This is a genomic window from Amycolatopsis sp. NPDC006125 (genome assembly GCF_040614195.1).
GTDB classification, from domain to species: Bacteria; Actinomycetota; Actinomycetes; order Mycobacteriales; family Pseudonocardiaceae; genus Amycolatopsis_E; species Amycolatopsis_E tucumanensis.
The window spans coordinates 62,054-81,732 of the sequence record NZ_JBEXTZ010000030.1 but is presented as its reverse complement, the minus strand read 5'-3'; the positions used below and the strand labels follow the sequence as shown (position 1 = coordinate 81,732).

The following is a 19,679-nucleotide window of genomic DNA, read 5'->3' as shown; positions in this document are numbered from 1 at the left end:
GCACCACCGCCGCTCCCCCTGTTTTTTTTTTCCGGAGTAACTTATTCGCGAGAGGTGCGGACAGTCAAGGGGCCGGTGGCGGATCCGCCACCGGCCCCACGTGATGTCGTCGCCTCAGTCGGCGGAGGGCAGCCGCTCGCCCGTCTCCGGGTGGAAGGCGTGCACCTCCTCGGCGTCGCCGACCGCGATCTGGACGGTCTCGCCCAGCTGCGGCGGGCGGCGGCCGTCAGCGCGGACCACGAACCGCTCCACGCGGTCGCCGATCTTCACGCCGCCGTGGATGTAGGCGTCCGCGCCCAGCTCCTCGACCAGTTCGACGGTCAGCTTGGCCGCCTGCTCACCGGCGCCGGCCAGGCGCAGCGACTCCGGCCGCAGGCCCAGCGTCACCGACTCCACGCCGGCCGAGCGCGCCGCGGCGAGGGTCGCGCGGGGGAGCGGCACGGTCAGCCCGTCCAGCTGCGCGCCGTCCGGGGTCAGGGCGACCGTCTTGAGGTTCATCGCGGGCGAGCCGATGAAGCCGGCCACGAAGGCGTTGCGCGGGCGCTCGTACAGGTTGCGCGGGGTGTCGCACTGCTGGAGCTTGCCGTCCTTGAGCACCGCGACCCGGTGGCCCATCGTCATGGCCTCGACCTGGTCGTGCGTGACGTAGATGGTGGTGGTGCCCAGGCGCTTCTGCAGCGCGGCGATGTTCGCGCGGGTCTCCACGCGCAGTTTCGCGTCCAGGTTGGACAGCGGCTCGTCCATCAGGAACACGGCGGGCTCGCGGACGATCGCGCGGCCCATGGCGACCCGCTGGCGCTGACCACCGGAAAGCGCTTTCGGCTTCCGGTCCAGGTACGGGGTCAGGTCGAGCAGGGCGGCGGCCTCGCGCACCCGCTCGGCGATCTTGGCCTTGGAGACCCGCTTGAGCTTGAGCGCGAAGCCCATGTTCTCGGCGACCGTCATGTGCGGGTAGAGGGCGTAGGACTGGAACACCATCGCGATGTCGCGGTCCTTCGGCGGGACGGCGGTGACGTCCTTGCCGTCGATGTGGATGGCGCCCTCGTCGACGTCCTCCAGGCCGGCGAGCATCCGCAGGGCCGTCGACTTGCCCGAGCCCGACGGGCCGACCAGAACCAGGAACTCGCCGTCGGCGATGTCGAGATCGAGGCTGTCCACGGCCCGGACCGGCGGGTTGCCGGGGTAGAGCCGCGACGCCTGCCGGTAGCTGACCTCAGCCATGGGGACCGCCCTTCGCGTCACGTCGTCGTACCCGGACTGTCTATCCGGACGGTCGCGGTGCTGGCCAGAGTTCGTCAATTCACTAAACTGACGAATATGGAGGCGATGGGCGCGCAGGCGATGCGGCGGCACAACGTCGCGCTGGTCATGGAGCTGATCGCGCGGGACGCGCCGGTGTCGCGGGTCGAGCTGGCGCAGCGGACGGGGTTGACGAAGGCCACGGTGTCCAGCCTGGTGGCGGAGCTGACCGGGGCCGAGCTGGTGCGGGACCTGGGGCCGGAGCCGGGCCGCGCGCCGGGGCGTCCGGCGGGGCGGCTGGTGCTCGACCCGTACGGGCCGGTGGCGCTGGGGCTGCAGTTCGGGGCCGGGCACATCGCCGGGGTGATCCTGGACCTGTCTGGGCGGCCGCTCGCGCGGGAGCTGCGGCGGTTCGACGTGGCCGGGGCCGGTGCCGCGGAGGGTGCGCGCGCGGCGCGGCCGGTGCTGCGGCGGCTGTTCGACGAGGCGACCACGGCCGGGCGGCTGGTGGCCGGGGTCGGGGTCGCGGTCGGCGGGCTGGTGTCGCGCGGGCTGGTGACGGCGTTGCCGCTGGGCTGGCGCGGGGTCGACGTGCGGGCGCTGGTGGCGGGGGAGTTGCGGGCGCTGGACCTGCACGGGCTGGACGTGCTGGTGGCCGGCGAGGTGGCGTGCGCGGCGCTGGCGGAGTACCAGGCCGGCGCGGCGCGGGACTGGTGGTACCTCGGCGGCGAGGAGGTGATCGGGCTGGCGCCGCTGAACCCGGCGGCCGAACTGGCCGGCGACCTGGGGCACGTCCCGGTGCGGCGCCGCGGTGAGGTGTGCGCCTGCGGCGGGCGGGGGTGCCTGGAGCTGTACGCGGGCCGCGCCGGGATGGCGGCGTCGGCGGGCGTCGCGGACGCGGGGCTGGCCCGGCTGCTGGGGGTCGAGGAGCCGCTGGTTTCGCGGGTCCGCTCGGGAGACCCCGCGGCGTTGCGCGCGGTGGACCGGGCAGCCGAGGCGATGGCCGACGCGCTCGTCGGGGTGCGCGCGCTGCTCGCCCCGGAGACGATCGTGCTGGGCGGCCGCCTCGCGGCCTTCGGGGAGCCCTTCCGGCAGCGCGTGGTGGAGCGGCAGGCGCCGGGACTGACCCTGCGTCCAGCGAAGCTGGGCGCGGACGCGGCACTGCGCGGCGCGGCGGGGAGCGTGATCGCCCGGGTGGTGGCGGACCCGCTGAGCTGGATCGAGGGCTGACCGCCCCGGTCGCTGTTCGACGCCGCGAACTCGGTGCCGAGAGTGGTACTAGAGCGTGATCACCACCTTCGCCCGCGCGTGTTCGGTCTCCAGGTAGCGGATCGCCTCCGCCGTCTTCTCCAGCGGGAAGTCCCGGTCGATCTCCGGCTCCACGCGGCCCGCCTCGATCAGCTCCGTCAGCGCCGTGAGCAGCTCCCGGCTCGACGAGCCGGAGAAGTCCGCGATCCGCTGCCGGGTGAACCGCGACGCCAGCCGCCCGCGGATGATCAACCCCATCGGGCCGAACACCTGCCGCCGCGCGACACGCCTCCGCCGGAGAGCAGAAGCGTGCCCTCCGGCGTCAAGACCCGGCGCAGATCCGCGAGCGAGCGGTTCCCGACCAGGTCCAGCACCAGTTCGTAGCGGCTCGCGCCCCGGGTGAAGTCCTCGCGCGTGTAGTCGACGACGTGGTCCGCGCCAAGCGAGGTCACCAGTTCGACGTTGCGCGTGCTGCACACCGCGGTCACCGTCGCGCCCAGCGCCTTCGCGATCTGCACCGCGAACGTGCCCACCCCGCCGGACGCGCCGTTGATCAGGACGTGCTGTCCCGCCCGCAACCGCCCGGCGTCCCGCAGCCCGACGAGCGCGGTGCTGCCGGCGAGCGGCACCGCGGCGGCCCGCTCGAAGGTCAGCTTCGCCGGCTTGGGCGCCAGCCGTTCCGCGGGCACGCACACGTACTCGGCGAAGGCGCCGTCGGATTCGCCGGTGTCGCCGTACACCTCGTCGCCGGGGGACAGGCCGGTGACGCCGTCCCCCACCGCGTCGACGACGCCGGCCACGTCCCAGCCCCGGATGCGGAACCGCGGGCCGCGCAGGGATCGCGCGGCGAGGCGGAGGACGTAGGGGTCGCCGCGCATGATGTGCCAGTCGTAGGCGTTGACCGCGGCCGCGCGCACGCGGACGAGGACCTCGCCTGCCGACGGCCTCGGCTGGTCGGTCTCCTGCAGGGAGAGCACGTCGGGTGAGCCGTACCGGTCCTGGACGATCGCCTTCATCGGAAGCCTCCGTGTCGTGGCGGTACGGCGACGGTAAGGCGATCCCGGTAAATCCGGTATCGGGGACACCCCTGACGTTCTAGGCTCTGCCGATGATCGTCATCCTCGTCCCCGGCTTCTGGCTCGGCGCGTCCTCGTGGCGCGACGTCGAACCCGCGCTGACCGCCGCCGGCCACACCGTGCGCGCGCTGACCCTGCCCGGCCTCGAAGCGGCCGCCGACCGCAACGGGATCGGCGTGCGCGACCACGTCGCCGCCATCGTGGCCGCGATCGACGCGGAGGACGAGCCGGTGGTCCTGGTCGGTCACTCCGGCGGCGGGCCCCTCGCCTACGCCGCCGCCGACGCCCGCCCGGACCGCGTGGCGCGGATCGTCTTCGTCGACGCCGGGCCGCTGTCCAGCGGCGCCTCGATCAACGAAGCCCTGCCCGCCGAGGGCGCCGACGTGCCGCTGCCGGACTGGGCGGCATTCGAGGAAGCCGAGCTGGCCGGGCTCACCGGCGAGCTGCGCGAGCGGATGCGCGCCGAGGCGGTCCCGGAGCCCGCCGCGGTGACCCGCGAGCCGGTCGACCTGTCCGACGAGCGCCGCCGCGCGATCCCGGCGACGGTGATCTGCACGTCGATGCCGTCCGCCCAGGTGCGTGAACTGATCGCCGCGCAGCACCCGTACGTGGCCGAGCTCGCGGCGATGAGCGACGTGGAGCTGGTCGACCTGCCGACCGGGCACTGGCCCCAGTTCAGCAGGCCGGCCGACCTCGGCGCGGCGATCGTGGCCGCGCTCGGTTAGTCCACTCCGGACGTCTCCGCGGCCGGCCAGGCCACTCCCGTCAGGCGACGTGGATCACCGGTGCGTGGTGGACCGGGAAGTTCACCGAGTTCGCGATGAAGCACAGCTCGTGCGCCCGGTGGTGCAGTTCGGCGGCCTTGTCCGCCGCGCTCGCGTCGGTGATCGTGACTTCGGGGTGCAGGGTCACCTCGGTGAAGTGCCCGCCGCCACCGGGGGTTTCGGCCATGCGGCCGGTCGCGGCGTCCCGGTAGCCGGTGACGGTGATGCCGTGCCGGGCGCACAACGCCAGGTAGGTCAGCAGGTGGCACTGCGACAACGACGCCACCAGCAGCTCCTCGGGGTTCCAGCGGGCCGGGTCGCCGAGGAAGGCCGGGTCCGCGGTCGCCGCGATGGGCGGCTTGCCCTCGGCGGTGACGTCGTGGCCGCGGTCGTAGGCGCGGTAACCCCCGGCGGTGGAGCCGTTCCAGGTGACCGTGACCTCGTAGCCGTGTTCCTTGCTCATCGGGGTGCTCCTCCGGGTAGTGCGGACAGGGTGCTCAGGACGTGGTCGCGGGCCAGGACCGCGGCCGACGGCCCGTCCCCGCTGGTGATGGCTTCGACGAGGCGGCGGTGCTCGTCGTCGACCTGGCCGGTGCGGCTGGGGGCGGTCAGGGAATCCTGTGTGGACACGAGGATCCGGTCCCACACGCGGTCGAGGAAGCCGAGCGCGAGGGAGTTCCCGGCCAGGACCGCGACGTGCCGGTGGAATTCGCGGTTGTGCCGCACGCCGGTGATCAGGTCGCCGGCCCGGGTGGCGCGGTCGGCGTCGTCGGCGAAGCCGGTCAGCCGGGCCAGCGCGGCGGGCGCGATCTCGCCGGCCTGCTGGCGCTGGGCGGCCAGCTCGGCGGTAAGCGCTTCCAGCGAGGCTCGGACGAGGTAGGCCTCGCGCAGTTCCGCATCGCTCAGCCGGATCACGGTGACGCCCCGCTGCCCGCTCTCGACCAGGCCGTCGCTTTCCAGGCGCCGCAACGCCTCCCGCACCGGCGTGCGGCTCACGTCGAGCCGCTGCGACAGGTCCAGTTCGGTGAGGCGCTGCCCGGGCGGGAAGGCTCCGCCGACGATCAGCTCCCGCACGCGGTCGTACGTCGTCTCCACGGCATGCACTGTATACAATGCATGCAAGCAACGCCAGTCCGTAGGATCACGGCATGGCAGCCGACGAACCGACGATCCTGGCCACTTCCGGCGGCATCCGGGCCTCGGCGCGACTGGACTGGGAGGCCGGCCCCCTGACGCGGTACGCGGTCGAGCTCGCCGGCGTCACCGGCCGCGCGCCGCGGGTGTGCTTCCTGGGCACCGCCTGCGGCGACGACCGCCGCCTGACCGCCACCTTCTACGAGAACGCGTGGCGCGAGGGGTGGGCGGGCAGCCACGTGGCGCTGCTGCCGATGCCGAACATCGCCGACCTCGCCGGGCACCTGCTGTCCCAGGACGTGATCTGGGTGTGGGGCGGCAGCGTCGCCGCGCTGCTGGCGCTGTGGCGGCTGCACGGCCTGGACGTGGTGATGCGCGACGCATGGCAGGCCGGGGTGGTTCTCACCGGCGTGTCGGCGGGCTCGATCTGCTGGCACACCGGGGGCACAACCGATTCGTTCGGCCCCGAGCTGCGGCCGGTGACCAACGGGCTCGGCCTGCTCCCGTGGTCCAACGGCGTCCACCACGACAGCGAACCCGCCCGGCGGCCGCTGTTCCAGTCGCTGGTCGCGGACGGCACCCTGCCACCCGGCTACGCGACCGACGACGGAGCCGGACTGCTCTACCGCGGCGGCGAACTCGCCGAGGCGCTCGCCGAGCGGGACCGCGCCGGGGCGTACCGGGTGGAGCGCGGCCCGGACGGCGGCGCGGTCGAGACACCCCTGGACGTGCGCCGGATCCGCTGACGCACGCGGTGACTTCCGGCCCTTCCTGCGCCCCGCCGGGCGGAGCAGCGTGGAAGCCGGAGACCACCGGGAGGCTGCGATGCGGGACAAGAACTGGCGTGTCGACATCGTGATCGACGAGCACGAGACGCGGACCCGCGCCACGGCGCGGCTGCACACCGGCGAGCGGACCGGCCTGGTCGGGATCGGGACCGCCCGTCTCAACCCGGCCGACACCAACGTGCCCGAGATCGGGGACGAGCTGGCCACCGCGCGGGCACTCAGCGACCTGGCGCACCGGCTGCTGGACGCGGCCGCGGGCGACATCGAGGAAGTGACGCACCAGCCCGCGCACCTGCGGTACTGACAGCGCGGCCGGCCAGGGGAGGACCGTGGTGAAAGCGGCCGTCGTGCCCGAGACCGGCGCGAAGCTGGAGATCCGGGACCGCCCGGTGCCGGATCCGGGACCGGGCAAGGTGCTGGTCCGGATGCTCGCCAGCGGCCTGTGCCACACCGACGTCCACCTCCTGCGGGGCGACTGGCCGCTGCGGCCGCGCCCGTCGACCGTGCCGGGGCACGAGGGCGTCGGCGTGGTGGAGGAGCTGGGGCCCGGCGCCTCGCTGCACCGGCCGGGGGAGCGCGTCGCGATCAGCTGGCTCGGCTCCGCGTGCGGGCACTGCGAGCACTGCGTGTCCGGCTGGGAGAACCTGTGCGAGGACCAGTGCGACACCGGGTGCTCCGCGGACGGCACCTTCGCCGAGTACGCGCTCGCCGATGACCGGTACGCCGTGGCGGTCCCGGAGGAACTGTCCGCTGTGGACGCCGCCGCGCTGACGTGCGCGGGGACGGCCGCGTTCCGGGCGGTCAAGGTGTCCCGGCTTGCCGCGGGTGAGCTGGTCGCGGTGTTCGGCGTCGGCGGGCTCGGGCACCTCGCGATCCAGTACGCCCGCATGGCCGGCGGCCGCGTGGTGGCGGTCGACGTCGACGACGAGAAGCTGGACCTGGCCCGCCGGGTGGGCGCCGACCACCTCGTCGACGCCCGCTTCGCCGACCCGTCCGTCGAGATCGGCCTCCTCGGCGGCGCCGGCGTCGCGCTCGCGCTGGCCCCGTCCGCGGAGTCCGTGGCCCAGGCCTACCGGTCGCTGCGGCGCGGCGGGCGGCTGGTGTGCGTCGCGCTGCCCGCCCGCGGCGCACTGACGGTGCCGCTGTTCGACGCGGTGACCGGCGGGAAGACGGTGACCGGCTCGATCGGCGGGACCCGCCGCGACACGGCCGACGTGTTCGCGCTGCACGCCGCCGGGCGGACCTGCGTGGTGGCCGAGACCCGCGCGCTGGAGGACGTCAACACCTGCCTCGCCGAGCTGCGGGCCGGCGAGATCCCGGCCAGGGTCGTGCTCGACCTCGGCGCGTCGCTCTGGTCCCTGTGACAACATCGGGCGCGGTGACAACATCGAGCGCCGTGCCGGCCACTGTCCGGTGTGACCATGCAACTGACCGGGCTGGGGGTACCGGTGGAGCCGGGCGACGCCGATCTGTGGGCGCGGGGTGATCGCGAAGCCTTCGCGGCGCTCTTCGAACGCCACGCGCAGGCGGTGTGGAACCACGCCTACCGGCTGACCGGCTCCTGGGCCAGCGCCGAGGACCTCACCTCCGCGACCTTCCTGACCGCCTGGCGCAAGCGCGCCGACCTCACCCTGGTGCGCGACAGCGCGCTGCCCTGGCTGTTCACCGTCGCGGGCAACCTCGCGCGCGACGAGCACCGCGGCCGCACGCGGCGGCTGCGGCTGCTGCGCCGGATGCCCGATCCCGCCCCGGTGTCCGACCACGCCGACGGCGTCGCCGACCGCCTCGACGGCGAAGCGCGCCTGCGGCTGATCATCGACGCCGTCCGCGCCCTGCCCGCGGCGCAACGGCAGGTCGTCGAGCTGTGCCTGCTCGGCGAGCTGCCGGTCGCCGACGCCGCCGCCCTGCTCGAGGTCGCCGAGGTGACCGTGCGCGCGCACCTGTCGCGCGCCCGCGCCCGGCTCCGTGCCCTGCTGGAGGAGAAATGAGCCACACCCTGCCGCCGCGCCGCGAGCTGCCGCCCGAGGTGCGCGAACGGATGCGCGCCACCGTGCGAGCCGGGATGGCCCCCCGCCGCGGCCGCGCCCTCGTGGCCGGCGCCGCCGTGGTCGTGCTCGTCGCCGGCGTGCTGGTCGGCGCCCAGTTCTTCCGCTCGTCCGCGCCGGTTCCCGTCGGCTCCGGTGGTGTCGACGACCGGTGCTGGGGCGCGATCGAGTCCGCGGGCAAGACCGGGCAGGTCCCGCCGCGGGAGGAGTGGCGCGCCACCGGCAGCCGCGTGCTCGGCGACGACGTCGTCACCTCCTACCTGGCCGGCGGCAGGCCGGTCTTCTGCGAGACCACGGCGACCACGGTCACCGTGTCCGATCCGTCCGCCGAGCCGGCCTACGCCGCGGGCAGCCGCACCGGGCTGCTGCTCTACACCGGGACCGGATTGGCCGCTGGGGTCGCCGATCCGTCGTGGCCGAGCATCGAGCTGTCCCTGCCCGATGGCCTCGGCATCACCGTCGAGCCGGTCACGCCGGGGACCGGTGTGTTCACCGCGTTCACCGCGACCGACCCGGCGACCACCACCCTGTGGGCCGGGAAGTCGGTCGAGGGCCAGCGGACCCGCCCCGGTCCGCGGGTCGAACTGCCGCCGGCCCCGGCGCCGCTGGTCAGCATCGTCGACCAGCAGGGTGACCGGACCTCGCCCGCCGGGCGCGCGCTCGGCGAATGCCTGGCCGCGCTGCCCGCACCGCCCGCCGACGCCGATGCCTACCAGCCCGGCGGCCTGCTGGAGCACGGGCCGTACCGCGTGGTGCTGGGGCGCAGCGCCGAGCACATGATCGCGTGCGTCACCGCGCCCACCGGATCGTCACTGCACCTCGACACGTTCCTCGGCAGGTCGATCCCGGTCCGTCGGCTGTCGGTGCCCGCGCAGGCCGGGAAGGTGCCCTTCGTGGGCCTCGTGCCCCGGTCGGCCACGAGCGTGGTCGCAGACTTCGGCACCGGGGAGCCGGTCACCGTGCCCGTCGTGAACGGGACGTTCGCGGCCTGGCTGCCCGACGGCGCGAAGCCGGTGTACCCCGACACGGGCGAGGCCTGGGTGCGGGTGCTGGACGCGCGGGGCGCCGCCCTCTACAACGGCCCGGTCGTGCTGCGATGACCGGCCACAGTGGACGGTGACTCAGCCGAGGAAGGTCACGGTCTCGGTGAGCGGGGCGCGTTCGGTGCGCTCCGGGGTCACGGCGGCGTAGCCGATGGACAGGCCGCAGAAGAGCACCAGCCGTTCCGGCGGTGACACCACCTCGGCCACCGTCGTGCGGTAGACCGACCACGCCATCTGCGGGCAGCTGTCCAGCCCCTCCGTGCGGAGCAGCAGCATCACCGTCTGCAGGTACATGCCGGCGTCCGCCCACTGGGCGGCGCCCATGATCCGGTCGAGGTAGCAGAACAACGCGGCCGGGGCGCCGAAGCAGTCCCAGTTGCGCGCGACCGTGGCCTGCCGGGCGGTGGCGTCGTCCCGGGGGATGTTCCGGTAGCGCCGGGCCGCCGCCGCGGACCGGCGTTCCCGGTACGGGGACGGCAGATCGGGCGGGTACATCGGGTACTCGCGTGGGTCGCCGGGGTCGCCTGCCGCGACGCGTTCGAGCGTCCGCTTCTTCAGATCCGCCAGCGGCTCGCCGGTCACCACGAACACGTGCCACGGCTGCAGGTTTCCCCCGGACGGCGCCCGCGCCGCCGCCCGCAACACCCGGGAGAGCACCTCGTGTGGGACGGGCGTGTCCCGGAAGGAGCGCACCGCCCGGCGCGTCGCGACCGCTTCGTAAACGTCCACAGTGTCCTTTCCGCCCGTGAGTGGTCCTAAAGTGGTGACGACCGACGGCGGCGAAAGGTGACCGGTGGACTTCGAAGCGCATCGCGAGCAGCTGACCGGCGTGGCCTACCGCATGCTCGGCTCGCTCGCCGACGCCGAGGACGCCGTCCAGGAGACGTGGCTGCGGATGGCGCGCGCGGACACCAGCGAGGTGCGCAACCCGGCCGGCTGGCTGCGGACGGTGCTGTCGCGGGTGTGCCTGGACATGCTCCGGCAGCGCGCCCGCCAGGAGCCCGTGGAGGAACCCGATCCCGCGCCGGGCGCGGACCGGGAAGTGCTGTTCGCCGAGGAGGTGGGCCGCGCGCTGCTGGTGGTGCTGGACCGGCTGGGCCCCGACGAGCGGGTCGCGTTCGTGCTGCACGACGTGTTCGCCGTGCCGTTCGACGAGATCGCCCCGATCGTCGGCCGCACCACGGCGACGGCGAAGAAGCTCGCCAGCCGGGCACGCGCGAAGGTCCGCGGCACCTCCCCGAGCCCGGACGCGGCCGGTCAGCGGCGGGTGATCGAGCCGTTCCTGGCGGCGTCCCGGACCGGCGACCTCGACGCGATCGTCGCGGTGCTGAGCCCGGACGTGGTGCGCCGCGCCGACGGCCGCCCCGACGTGCGCGGCGCCCGCCGCGTGGCGGAGGAGATCGTCGTGTTCGGCCGGAACGCGCGGTTCGCCGACTTCGCCCTCGTCGACGGCGAACCGGGTCTGGTGATCGCGCCGGACGGCCGCCTCCGGCTGGCGATCCGGTTCACGATCAGCCGCGGACTGGTCGCCGGCTACGAGCTGATCAGCAGCCCCGCCCGCCTGGCGCGGACCGCACTGGCTCTGGCGTGAGGTCCGATTCGGACGGTCAACGTGCTCTGACCGGGGTCAGCGCAGCCGCGCCGGCAGGTGTTCGAAGCCCCGCAGGATGCGGGTGCCGCGGCGGGTCGCGCCGGGGGTGAGGCGGAGGTCCGGGAAGCGGTCGAACAGCGTCCGCAGACCGACCTCGCCCTCCATGCGGGCCAGCGCGGCGCCCAGGCAGTAGTGCCTGCCCGCCGAGAACGAGATGTGCTCGCGGGCGTTCTCGCGGCGGACGTCGAACCTCGCGGGGTCCTTGAAGACCTCCGGGTCGCGGTTGGCGCCGGCCAGGATCGTCGTCACCACCGAGCCCCCGCGGACCCGCACGCCGCCGACCTCGGTGTCGCGCAGGCAGGTGCGCCCGGTGAGCAGCACCGGCGGGTCGACGCGCAGGATCTCGTCGACCGCGTTCGGCCACAGCGACGGCTCCGCACGCAGCGCGGCGAGCTGCTCGGGGTGGTCGTGCAGCAGGGTGATGCCGTTGCCGAGCAGGTTCACCGTCGTCTCGAAGCCCGCGGCGAGCACCAGCCCGGCGGTCGCCCGCAGCTCCAGATCGGTCAGCCCGACCCCGTCCTCGCGTGCCGCGACCAGCTGGCTGAGCAGGTCGTCGCCGGGGTGGGCGCGCAGGCGGTCCAGGTGGTCGCCGAGCCAGGCGTCGAAGTCGGCCAGCGCCGACTCGACCGCGCGGAACTCCCGCCACGGCAGCCCGAGGTCCAGGCTCGGCGCGGCGGCGGTGCCCAGCTCCAGCACCCGCTGCCGCTGCTCCGGCGGCACCCCGAGGATCTCGGCGATCACGGTCACCGGCAGCAGCGCGCAGTAGGCCTCGACGAGGTCCACCGGGCGGTCCGGGTCCAGCGCGTCCAGCAGCTCGCGGGCGATCTCCTCGGTGCGGGCCCGCAGCTTCTCCACCGCGCGGACGGTGAACACGCGGGTCACGAGCTTGCGGTAGCGGGTGTGGTCCGGCGGCTCGGTGGCCAGCAGCGACGGCGGCGCGATCGGGTGCAGCGTGTCCGACGCCGACCACTCGCTCAGCCGCGCCAGCACCCCGTCGGACCCGGCGCCCACGCCGGCGCGGAAGTCGTTGCTGGTCAGCACTTCCCGCACCGCCGCGTGGCTGGTCGTGACGTAGGCGAAGGAGCCCTTGTAGAGCGGGCCGTGGCCGCGGATCTCGTCGAACAGGCCGGACAACGCGGCGGTGGGGGAGACCGCGGCTTCGGCGACGAGCCGCGCCTGCAGGTCGCCGCGCCGGGCCGCGGCGCGCAGGACCGTGCGGGGCAGCGCGTGGCCGATGCCCCAGCGCACCACCGGTTTCAGGCCGTCCTGCAGCCGGGTCGTCACGACATCCACCTCCACCGTGGTACCGCCGAGTACCAGGCACGGTAGAGCCGGACGTGCCGCCCGGTCAAGCGGCTGGGTTAGGTTGACCGCGTGACGGACGTCGACGTGGCGGGCACCGGGTTCCGCGACCGGCTGCTGCAGGGCATGGCCGCCGCCCTGCGCGAACGGGACTACCACGACGTCACGATCGCCGACGTCGTGAACCACGCGCGCACGTCGAAGCGCACCTTCTACGAGCAGTTCGCGAGCAAGCAGGAGTGCTTCGTCGAGCTGCTGCGGCAGACCAACGCGCGGATGATCCGGGACATCGCGGCCGCGGTCGAGCGGGACGCGCCCTGGCAGGCGCAGGCGCGCCAGGCGGTGGAGGCGCTGATCGCGTCGATGGAGAGCGATCCCGCGCTGTGCCTGAGCTGGATGCGGGCGGCGCCGTCGCTGGGCGAAGCGGGCCGCGCGCTGTCCCGCGAGACGATGGACTCGTTCGTGGCGTTGATGCGCACGCTGGCGGACACGCCCGAACTGCGGGCGGCCGGCGTGGTGCCGCCGTCGCGGGAGCTGGCGATCACCCTGTTCGGCGGGTTGCGCGAGCTGATCGCGATCACCCTGGAGGAGGGCGGGAACCTGGCGGGCACGGTGGACGTGGCGACCGAGGTCGTCATGCTGATCATGGGACCCCGGGCACGCTGACCTGCTCGACGGCCGTCGCGCTCGCCGGGCGGGGGTCCCGCGGGACGACGATCCCGTTCACCGGTGCGAGCATCAGGCGTTGCCCATGACCGCAAACTCACGGCCCTCGCCGAGGTGGCGCACCATCTCGGTGAGAACGCGACAACTCCTCCACGGCCGCGCGCCACGGACGGCTCCGCGAGCACCGGGTCCGCCGCGACCGGGTGCTCGACGTTCGAGGGCAGTCGCGATCGGCGCCCGGCCGAGGTCCACCTCCCGCGGCAGCCTGTTGCCCCCCGGGGCATCTCCCTCAGAATCGGTGCACGGTTCGTGAACAGCCGACCGAGACCGGACACGAAAGAGTGACGTGGGTCACGTTCGTCGCTATCGTCCCTTTATGTCCACAAGTGAGGAACGCACCAGAGAGCGCACGGAGAGCGTGACCTCGGCCCTGCTGACCGGCGGCACCTACCGGGGCCTCGCGGAGCAGAAGCTGTCCCCGGCGGAGGAGCGGTTCGAGCGGGCCCGGCGGACCGTCGGCTTCGTGCTCGCCCCGCTCGTGACCATCGTCTTCCTGTTCGTGCCCACCGCGCTGGACTCCAGCCAGCAGACCCTGGCGGCGGTGCTGCTCGGCGTGGTGGTGCTGTGGGTGTGCGAACCGGTGCCGATCCCGATCGGCGGCCTGATCGGGGTCGCCGCCATCGTGGTCCTCGGCGTGCTGCCCGCCGACGACGTGCTGGAGCCGTTCGGCTCGTCGACGGTGTTCGTCTTCATCGGGGCGTTCATCCTGGCCCAGGCGATGCTCCGGCACGGGCTGGCCCGCCGGTTCGCCTTCTTCATCCTCTCCGTCCCCGGCGTCGGCCGCAGCACCTGGCGCGTCATCGCCGCGCTCGGGTTCGTCACGTGCGTGCTGTCGGCGTTCATCTCCAACACCGCGACCGTCGCGATGCTGCTGCCGACCGCGGTCGGCCTGCTGACCGTCATCGCCGAGCTGATCCGCACCCGGACGCCGGAGGGGGAGCGGTTCGACCCGCTGCGGCTGCGGGTGGGCATCGCGCTGATGCTCGTCCTCGCCTACGGCGCCAGCGTCGGCGGGCTGCTCACGCCGATCGGCTCGCCGCCCAACCTGATCGGGCGCGGCCTGATCGAGGAGGCCACCGGCGAGCGGATCTCGTTCCTGCAGTGGACCACGATGGCGCTGCCGGCCTGCGCGGCGATGTTCGTCGTCCTGATCGTGCTGCTGATCCTGCTCAACCGCCCGGAGATCAAGAAGCTCACCGGCGTCGAGGAGTACGTGGCCGGCGAGCGGGCGAAGCTGGGCGGGTTCTCGGCCGCCGAGCGCAACACCCTGATCGCCTTCAGCATCACCGTCGTGCTGTGGGTGACGCCGGGCATCGTGGCACTGGTGGCAGGCAACGACTCCCGCGCCTACGAACTGGTCAGCGACCGGCTCGACGAGGGCATCGTCGCCGTCCTCGGCGCGGCGCTGCTGTTCGTGCTGCCGACCAACTGGCGGGAGCGCCGGTTCACGCTCACCTGGTCCGAGGCCGCCCGCATCGACTGGGGCACCATCCTGCTGTTCGGCAGCGGCATCATCTTCGGCTCGCTGCTGGCCGACACCGGGCTCGCGGAACGGGTGGGCAACGGGCTGGCCGGCGCGCTCGGGATCGGCAGCGGGATCGCGCTCACGGTCTTCGCGGTGCTGCTGGCGATCCTGGTGTCCGAGACGACCTCCAACACCGCGTCGGCGGCGGTGGTCGTGCCGATCGTCATCCCGATCGCGATCGCCGCCGGGGTCGACCCGTTCACCCCGGCGCTGGCCGCGACCTTCGCCGCGTCGTTCGGGTTCATGCTGCCGGTGTCCACGCCGCAGAACGCGATCGTCTACGGCTCCGGCGCGGTGCCGATCACCAAGATGATCCGCTCCGGCGCGGCGTTCGACGTCATCGGCGCGATCCTGATCATGCTGCTGATCCCGGTGATGGTCGCCGCGGTCGGGTTCGCGTGATGGATGACCGGTCGCCACCCCCGTCGGGTGGCGACCGGCCGGCCCGGGGTCATACGGTCACGGCGGTGCGCCAGCCCGGCTGGTAGGTCTCGCGGGCCATGACCGAGTAGGGCGCGGGGCTGACGATCGCGCGGACGGCGAACTGTTCGTGCGGCTGGACGGTGGTCTTGTGGCTGCCGCCGTCCGGTTCGCCCCAGACGACGGTGACCTCGGCGCCGAGGGGGACGTCGGGGTTGATGGTGGCGAGGGAGAGGGCGGTGCGTTCGTTGGCGCTGTAGCCGGTGAACAGGGACAGTCCGATCACGTTGCCGTCCGCGTCGAGGATCGAGTCGAAGTTGGAGGATCCGTAGTTGGCGTTGGGCAGGTCGAAGAACTGGTAGACCGGGCCGTCCTTGGCGACCGGGTTGGCCAGGAGTTTGCCGACGTCCTCGGCGTTCCAGGCGAGGGTCACCTTGCGGCGTTGGGTGTCCGGGTCGATGGCGGCGAGGGCGTCGCGGCCGATGAAGTCGTGGTCGAACTTGACGAAGCCGCCGTAGCCGAGCTCCCAGGGGTTGAGGTAGTAGTCGCGGATGTCGTCGGAGACGAAGCTGCCGGCGAGCGCGTTGGTGGCTTCGTAGCTCTCGGCGGGCAGCCACTCGCGGTACGGCCGCAGTTCCTCGGCGGTGTAGACGGCGGGCAGCGGCGAGGGGATCCAGCCGGATTCCAGGGTGTTGCAGGAGTAGGCGCGGGCGCCGCAGGGTTCGAGGCCGAACTCGCGGCCGGCTTCCAGGATGGCGTCGCGGATCTTGTCGTAGGTCTCGTACGGGCCCCAGATCTCCAGTCCGGGAGCGCCGGCCATGCCGTGGCGCAGGGTGCGGACGCGCTCGCCGGCGATGGTCAGGTAGCCCATGCGGAAGAACTTGACCTGCTCGACCGGGCCGCCGTTGACTTTCTCGATGACGTCCCATGCGCGCGGTCCCTGGATCTGGAAGCGCCACAGGTCGCGGGTGACGGGTTTGCCGTAGGGGCGGGAGGGGGAGCGCTGGTCCAGCCGCAGGTCGACGTTGTAGCCGCGGGTGGCCTGGTAGGTGAGCCAGTTGGCGACCGGGGCGCGCCCGACGAAGACGAACTCCTCCTCGGCGAGGTGGAACAGGATGCCGTCGCCGATCACGCCGCCTTCGGGGGAGACCGGGACGAACTGCTTGGCGGTGTTGACCGGGAACTTGGCGACGCTGTTGATGCCGGTGTCGGAGATGAGCTTGAGCGCGTCCGGGCCGGAGACGAACAGGTTGACCATGTGGTGGCTCTGGTCGAACAGCACCGCGGTCTCGCGCCAGGCGGTGACCTCGCGGCGGAAGTTGGTGAACTCGCTCGGCACGACGGGGTAGATGTAGGCGCCCAGCTGGGAGTTGCGCAGCAGCTCGACCGGGTTGCCTGCCTGGTCGAGCACTTCCTGCAGGTTCTTGGCGGTCATGCGGGTGATCCGTTCTGGTAGGGGACGTAGGTGACGCCCAGGTCGGTGAGCTTGCTGCGCAGGCCGTAGCGGTCGAGGCCGAGTTCGCCTTCGCGGAAGGCCTTCCGCGTGGCTTCTTCCTTCTCCGCGCGGGTGCGGGACTTGTCGAGGGCGAGGTCGAGGTCGGCGCGGGGCACGACCATGACGCCGTCGTCGTCGGCGAGGACCACGTCGCCGGGGTGGATCAGCTGCCCGCCGACGACGACGGGCACGTTGACCGCGCCCGCGGTGGCCTTGACGGTGCCCTGCGCGGACACCGCGGCCGACCACACCGGGAAGCCCATGGCACGCAGGTCGGCCACGTCGCGGACGCCGGTGGTGGTGACCAGCCCGCGCACGCCCCGGTACTGCAGTGCGGTGGCGAACAGTTCGCCGAACAACCCGTCCTGGCAGGGGGAGGTGGTGGTGACGACGAGGAGGTCGCCGGAGCGGCACTGTTCGACGGCCGCGTGGATCATCAGATTGTCGCCCGGCCAGCACAACACCGTGACAGCGGTGCCGCCGACCCGGACACCGTCCTGGATCGGGCGCAGCTCCGGGCCGAGCAAACCGGTGCGCCCCAAGGCTTCGTGCACGGTCGCCACGCCGAATTCGGCGAGCGCGTCCACTTCCTCGATGGGGGCGCGCGGAGGATCGGTGACGACGACCGTCCTCATGCGAGTTCCCCGGTGACCTGCGGGTAGAGGCGCATGTAGGCCTCGCCCATGGTGTGGTGCGGCAGCCCCAAGTTCGGGCCGGCGTTGCGCTTGACCTGCACGCCACGGCGTTTGGCGAGATCGGTGTAGTAGTCCCACATGTGCTGCTGCGCGGGCAGGCACTCCATCGCCTTGCGTTTGGTGTCGAACACCTCGGTGATGTCCAGCAGCACGTTCGGTTTGAAGTCGCATTGCTCCGGCTGGTGCGGCTCGAAGAAGAACACCGGCGGCGCGCCCAGCGGCTCGCCCGGGGCGTCGTAGCCGATGGCCTGCGCCAAAACCCGCGCCTGCAACGCCATCCGCGCGGCCGCGGGGTGGTCGCCGTTGTAGGGGTCGGCCAGCGGGTGCGTCAGCACCACCGACGGGTTGACCTCCCGGTAGACACGCACCATCCGGTCGACCAGCTCAGGGGTCTCTTGCAGCGGGTAGTCGCCGGCGTCGAGGAACTCGATCTCCGCGCCCAGGACTCCGGCGGCGTTTTCGGCTTCGCCGCGGCGGATCTTCTTGATCTCGTCCAGCGTTTTGCCCTCGCGCCAGGCCTTCGCGGACTCGCCGCGCTCGCCGAAGCTCAGGCACAGCACCTTGGCCCGCCGGCCCCGGCTGGTGGCCAGGGCGATCGCACCCGCCGCGCGCCAGACGAAATCCCCCGCGTGCGCGCTGACCACCAGTAATGTCATCGCCTTCTCCTCGTGTCGTCGTCGGCACCCACGATGGACACTAGGAGCCACGCGGGGCCGCCGTGAGGTCCTCCAGACGGCTCCGGCGTGCGTCATTTGTCGCGCCCGGGGCTGTCTCGATGCCGGGCGAAACCCCGCGCCGGCTCGGGTCTACTGGGCTGCATGAGCCACTCCGGTCGCCTGGCGGATCTCGTGCGCGCCATGAGCTACGAGGTCATGCCGTTCCCGAGCACCGAACGGAACGTCCTCGAGCACGTGCCGGTGACCGTGCCGCTGACGGTCACGGTCACCGAGGCGAAGGGGCTCGACACCACCCTCGACCTCACCGAACGGCTGCTCGGCCACGGTTACCGCGCTACCCCGCACCTCGCCGCGCGGCTGTTCCGCGACGACCGGCACGTCGCGGACGTGGCGTCCCGTCTGCGGGAGGCCGGCGCCGACTCGGTGTTCGTCGTCGGCGGCGACGCACCCGCTCCGGCCGGTCGCTTCCCGGACGCGTACTCGCTGCTGCAGGCGCTTGAGCGCGCCGGGCACTCCTTCCGCCAGGTCGGCATCGGCGGCTATCCCGAAGGGCACGGCGTGATCCCGCAGGAGGCGGTCGACCTCGCGCTGAAGCAGAAGGCGCCGCTGGCCACGCGGATCCTCACGCAGATCTGCTTCACCGCCGCGACCACGCACGCGTGGGCGGAGCGGATCGCCGCGTCCGGCATCGACCTGCCCGTGCACGTCGGCATCCCCGGCCCGATCAACCGACAGAAGCTGATCCGCATCTCGGCCGGCCTCGGTCTCGGCCAGTCCGCGCGGTTCCTGCGCAAGCAGCAAAACCTGTTGTGGCGGTTCCTGCTGCCCGGCGCCTACCAGCCCGGCAAGCTGGCGCGGCGGCTCGCGTCCCGGCCCGCCGGGAACATCCGCGGCCTGCACATCTTCACGTTCAACGAGCTCCAGGGCACGGAACGGTGGCGGCAGGGCCTGCTGGCCGCGCTCGGCGCCCGGGACGGCCGGTCATGATCGTCGCCAAGGACTACGGGCGGCTCATCGTGCAGGGCGCCGACCGGCCGGGCATCGTCTCGGCGGTGTCGGTGATCCTGGCCGGGCACGGCGCCAACGTGGTCGCCCTTGACCAGTCCACCAGCGACCCCGCGGGCGGCCGGTTCTTCCAGCGCACCGTCTTCCACCTGCCGGACCTGCCGTCGAAGCTGCCCGCGCTGGGCGAGGCGCTGGACGCGAAGCTGGTGGACGAGCTCGGCCTGACCTACCGGCTGGTCGAGGCGCGGCGGCACAAGCGCGTGGCGATCCTGGTGTCCAAACTGGACCACTGCCTGCTGGACCTGCTGTGGCGGCAACGGCGCGGCGAGCTGCGCATGACGGTGCCGATGGTGATCTCCAACCACCCCGATCTCGGCGACGACGTCCGGCAGTTCGGCATCCCGTTCTTCCACGTGCCGGTGGAGAAGGAGCGCAAGGCCGAGGCGGAGAAGGAACAGCTGAACCTGCTCAAGGGCAACGTCGACCTCGTGGTGCTGGCCCGGTACATGCAGATCCTGTCCGGCGGGTTCCTGGACGAGCTGGGCGTGCCGGTGATCAACATCCACCACTCGTTCCTGCCCGCGTTCATGGGCGCGGGCCCGTACCAGCGGGCGAAGGAACGCGGCGTGAAGCTGATCGGCGCGACCGCCCACTACGTCACCGAGGACCTCGACGAGGGGCCGATCATCGAGCAGGACGTCATCCGGGTGTCGCACCGCGAGTCCGCCCGCGACCTGCAGCGCCGCGGCGCCGACGTGGAACGGCTCGTGCTGTCCCGCGCCGTGTCCTGGCACTGCGACGACCGAGTCATCCGCGACGGCAACACCACCGTCGTCTTCTGAAGGA

22 protein-coding genes are annotated in these 19,679 nt (G+C 72.9%); 12 read left to right on the top strand and 10 right to left on the bottom strand.

What is annotated here, in order from left to right; genetic code table 11:
* Positions 1–114 precede the first annotated feature (114 nt).
* Positions 115–1,221 (bottom strand): sn-glycerol-3-phosphate ABC transporter ATP-binding protein UgpC, encoded by a 1,107-nt coding sequence (gene ugpC / locus ABZ193_RS17720; RefSeq protein WP_017987899.1) that lies wholly within the window; start codon positions 1,219–1,221, stop codon positions 115–117.
* 96 nt (positions 1,222–1,317) lie between these two features.
* Between ugpC and ABZ193_RS17715 the strand changes: the two genes are divergently transcribed.
* Complete coding sequence (locus tag ABZ193_RS17715) at positions 1,318–2,469, top strand: ROK family transcriptional regulator (protein ID WP_354710643.1); 1,152 nt, start codon at positions 1,318–1,320, stop codon at positions 2,467–2,469.
* A 48-nt stretch (positions 2,470–2,517) separates the two neighbouring features.
* On the opposite strand, the gene ABZ193_RS17710 is transcribed toward ABZ193_RS17715, so the two are convergent.
* Complete coding sequence (locus ABZ193_RS17710) at positions 2,518–2,745, bottom strand: zinc-binding dehydrogenase (RefSeq protein WP_354710642.1); 228 nt, start codon at positions 2,743–2,745, stop codon at positions 2,518–2,520.
* Positions 2,736–3,503, bottom strand: a complete 768-nt coding sequence (locus ABZ193_RS17705) for an NAD(P)-dependent alcohol dehydrogenase (protein ID WP_354710640.1) — start codon at positions 3,501–3,503, stop codon at positions 2,736–2,738. The genes ABZ193_RS17710 and ABZ193_RS17705 overlap by 10 nt, the downstream gene beginning before the upstream one ends.
* Positions 3,504–3,595: 92 nt before the next feature.
* Between ABZ193_RS17705 and ABZ193_RS17700 the strand changes: the two genes are divergently transcribed.
* Entirely contained in the window at positions 3,596–4,288 is a 693-nt protein-coding gene (locus tag ABZ193_RS17700; RefSeq protein WP_354710639.1) for an alpha/beta fold hydrolase, read from the top strand.
* 40 nt (positions 4,289–4,328) lie between these two features.
* Here ABZ193_RS17700 and ABZ193_RS17695 read toward each other — a convergent pair whose 3' ends face one another.
* Positions 4,329–4,790 carry an OsmC family protein gene (locus ABZ193_RS17695; RefSeq protein ID WP_020423205.1) on the bottom strand — a complete coding sequence of 154 codons (462 nt, stop codon included), beginning with the start codon at positions 4,788–4,790 and terminating at the stop codon, positions 4,329–4,331.
* Positions 4,787–5,422, bottom strand: a complete 636-nt coding sequence (locus tag ABZ193_RS17690) for a GntR family transcriptional regulator (RefSeq protein ID WP_354710638.1) — start codon at positions 5,420–5,422, stop codon at positions 4,787–4,789. The genes ABZ193_RS17695 and ABZ193_RS17690 overlap by 4 nt, the downstream gene beginning before the upstream one ends.
* Before the next feature lie 53 nt (positions 5,423–5,475).
* Here ABZ193_RS17690 and ABZ193_RS17685 point away from each other — a divergent pair, with 53 nt between their 5' ends.
* The 5 genes from ABZ193_RS17685 to ABZ193_RS17665 all read left to right on the top strand — a co-directional run bounded on the left by ABZ193_RS17685 (position 5,476) and on the right by ABZ193_RS17665 (position 9,394).
* On the top strand, positions 5,476–6,207 hold the full coding sequence (locus ABZ193_RS17685) for a peptidase E (protein ID WP_354710637.1): 732 nt from the start codon (positions 5,476–5,478) through the stop codon (positions 6,205–6,207).
* Positions 6,208–6,286: 79 nt separating this feature from the next.
* Positions 6,287–6,553 carry a DUF1876 domain-containing protein gene (locus ABZ193_RS17680; RefSeq protein ID WP_354710636.1) on the top strand — a complete coding sequence of 89 codons (267 nt, stop codon included), beginning with the start codon at positions 6,287–6,289 and terminating at the stop codon, positions 6,551–6,553.
* A gap of 28 nt (positions 6,554–6,581) precedes the next feature.
* Complete coding sequence (locus tag ABZ193_RS17675) at positions 6,582–7,613, top strand: zinc-dependent alcohol dehydrogenase (protein ID WP_354710635.1); 1,032 nt, start codon at positions 6,582–6,584, stop codon at positions 7,611–7,613.
* 57 nt (positions 7,614–7,670) lie between these two features.
* Positions 7,671–8,237 carry an RNA polymerase sigma factor gene (locus tag ABZ193_RS17670; RefSeq protein ID WP_020423200.1) on the top strand — a complete coding sequence of 189 codons (567 nt, stop codon included), beginning with the start codon at positions 7,671–7,673 and terminating at the stop codon, positions 8,235–8,237.
* Entirely contained in the window at positions 8,234–9,394 is a 1,161-nt protein-coding gene (locus ABZ193_RS17665; RefSeq protein ID WP_237337805.1) for a hypothetical protein, read from the top strand. The genes ABZ193_RS17670 and ABZ193_RS17665 overlap by 4 nt, the downstream gene beginning before the upstream one ends.
* Before the next feature lie 21 nt (positions 9,395–9,415).
* Here ABZ193_RS17665 and ABZ193_RS17660 read toward each other — a convergent pair whose 3' ends face one another.
* On the bottom strand, positions 9,416–10,066 hold the full coding sequence (locus ABZ193_RS17660; RefSeq protein ID WP_237337804.1) for a nitroreductase: 651 nt from the start codon (positions 10,064–10,066) through the stop codon (positions 9,416–9,418).
* A gap of 64 nt (positions 10,067–10,130) precedes the next feature.
* Here ABZ193_RS17660 and ABZ193_RS17655 point away from each other — a divergent pair, with 64 nt between their 5' ends.
* Positions 10,131–10,928 carry a sigma-70 family RNA polymerase sigma factor gene (locus ABZ193_RS17655; RefSeq protein ID WP_237337803.1) on the top strand — a complete coding sequence of 266 codons (798 nt, stop codon included), beginning with the start codon at positions 10,131–10,133 and terminating at the stop codon, positions 10,926–10,928.
* 36 nt (positions 10,929–10,964) lie between these two features.
* On the opposite strand, the gene ABZ193_RS17650 is transcribed toward ABZ193_RS17655, so the two are convergent.
* Positions 10,965–12,287 (bottom strand): cytochrome P450, encoded by a 1,323-nt coding sequence (locus ABZ193_RS17650; RefSeq protein ID WP_354710634.1) that lies wholly within the window; start codon positions 12,285–12,287, stop codon positions 10,965–10,967.
* 75 nt (positions 12,288–12,362) lie between these two features.
* On the opposite strand from ABZ193_RS17650, the gene ABZ193_RS17645 reads away from it, so the two are divergent.
* Both ABZ193_RS17645 and ABZ193_RS17640 read left to right on the top strand, forming a co-directional pair.
* Positions 12,363–12,956, top strand: a complete 594-nt coding sequence (locus ABZ193_RS17645; protein ID WP_020423195.1) for a TetR/AcrR family transcriptional regulator — start codon at positions 12,363–12,365, stop codon at positions 12,954–12,956.
* A gap of 376 nt (positions 12,957–13,332) precedes the next feature.
* Entirely contained in the window at positions 13,333–14,943 is a 1,611-nt protein-coding gene (locus ABZ193_RS17640) for a DASS family sodium-coupled anion symporter (protein WP_272883146.1), read from the top strand.
* Positions 14,944–14,992: 49 nt separating this feature from the next.
* Here ABZ193_RS17640 and ABZ193_RS17635 read toward each other — a convergent pair whose 3' ends face one another.
* From ABZ193_RS17635 to ABZ193_RS17625, 3 genes are read right to left on the bottom strand one after another with little or no spacing between them, the layout of a single operon-like run.
* The gene (locus tag ABZ193_RS17635) at positions 14,993–16,396 is read right to left on the bottom strand and encodes an aminomethyl transferase family protein (protein ID WP_354710633.1); all 1,404 of its coding nucleotides are present in this window, start codon (positions 16,394–16,396) and stop codon (positions 14,993–14,995) included.
* Positions 16,393–17,091 carry a 4-carboxy-4-hydroxy-2-oxoadipate aldolase/oxaloacetate decarboxylase gene (locus ABZ193_RS17630; protein ID WP_020423191.1) on the bottom strand — a complete coding sequence of 233 codons (699 nt, stop codon included), beginning with the start codon at positions 17,089–17,091 and terminating at the stop codon, positions 16,393–16,395. Before ABZ193_RS17630 ends, ABZ193_RS17635 begins: the two co-directional genes overlap by 4 nt.
* Positions 17,088–17,807: a PIG-L deacetylase family protein gene (locus ABZ193_RS17625; RefSeq protein ID WP_027936645.1), complete on the bottom strand. Its 720-nt coding sequence runs from the start codon at positions 17,805–17,807 to the stop codon at positions 17,088–17,090. Before ABZ193_RS17625 ends, ABZ193_RS17630 begins: the two co-directional genes overlap by 4 nt.
* A 162-nt stretch (positions 17,808–17,969) precedes the next feature.
* Here ABZ193_RS17625 and ABZ193_RS17620 point away from each other — a divergent pair, with 162 nt between their 5' ends.
* Together ABZ193_RS17620 and purU are read left to right on the top strand one after the other, a co-directional pair.
* Complete coding sequence (locus ABZ193_RS17620) at positions 17,970–18,815, top strand: methylenetetrahydrofolate reductase (RefSeq protein ID WP_354710632.1); 846 nt, start codon at positions 17,970–17,972, stop codon at positions 18,813–18,815.
* Positions 18,812–19,675 (top strand): formyltetrahydrofolate deformylase, encoded by an 864-nt coding sequence (purU, locus tag ABZ193_RS17615; protein ID WP_354710631.1) that lies wholly within the window; start codon positions 18,812–18,814, stop codon positions 19,673–19,675. The genes ABZ193_RS17620 and purU overlap by 4 nt, the downstream gene beginning before the upstream one ends.
* Positions 19,676–19,679 lie beyond the last annotated feature (4 nt).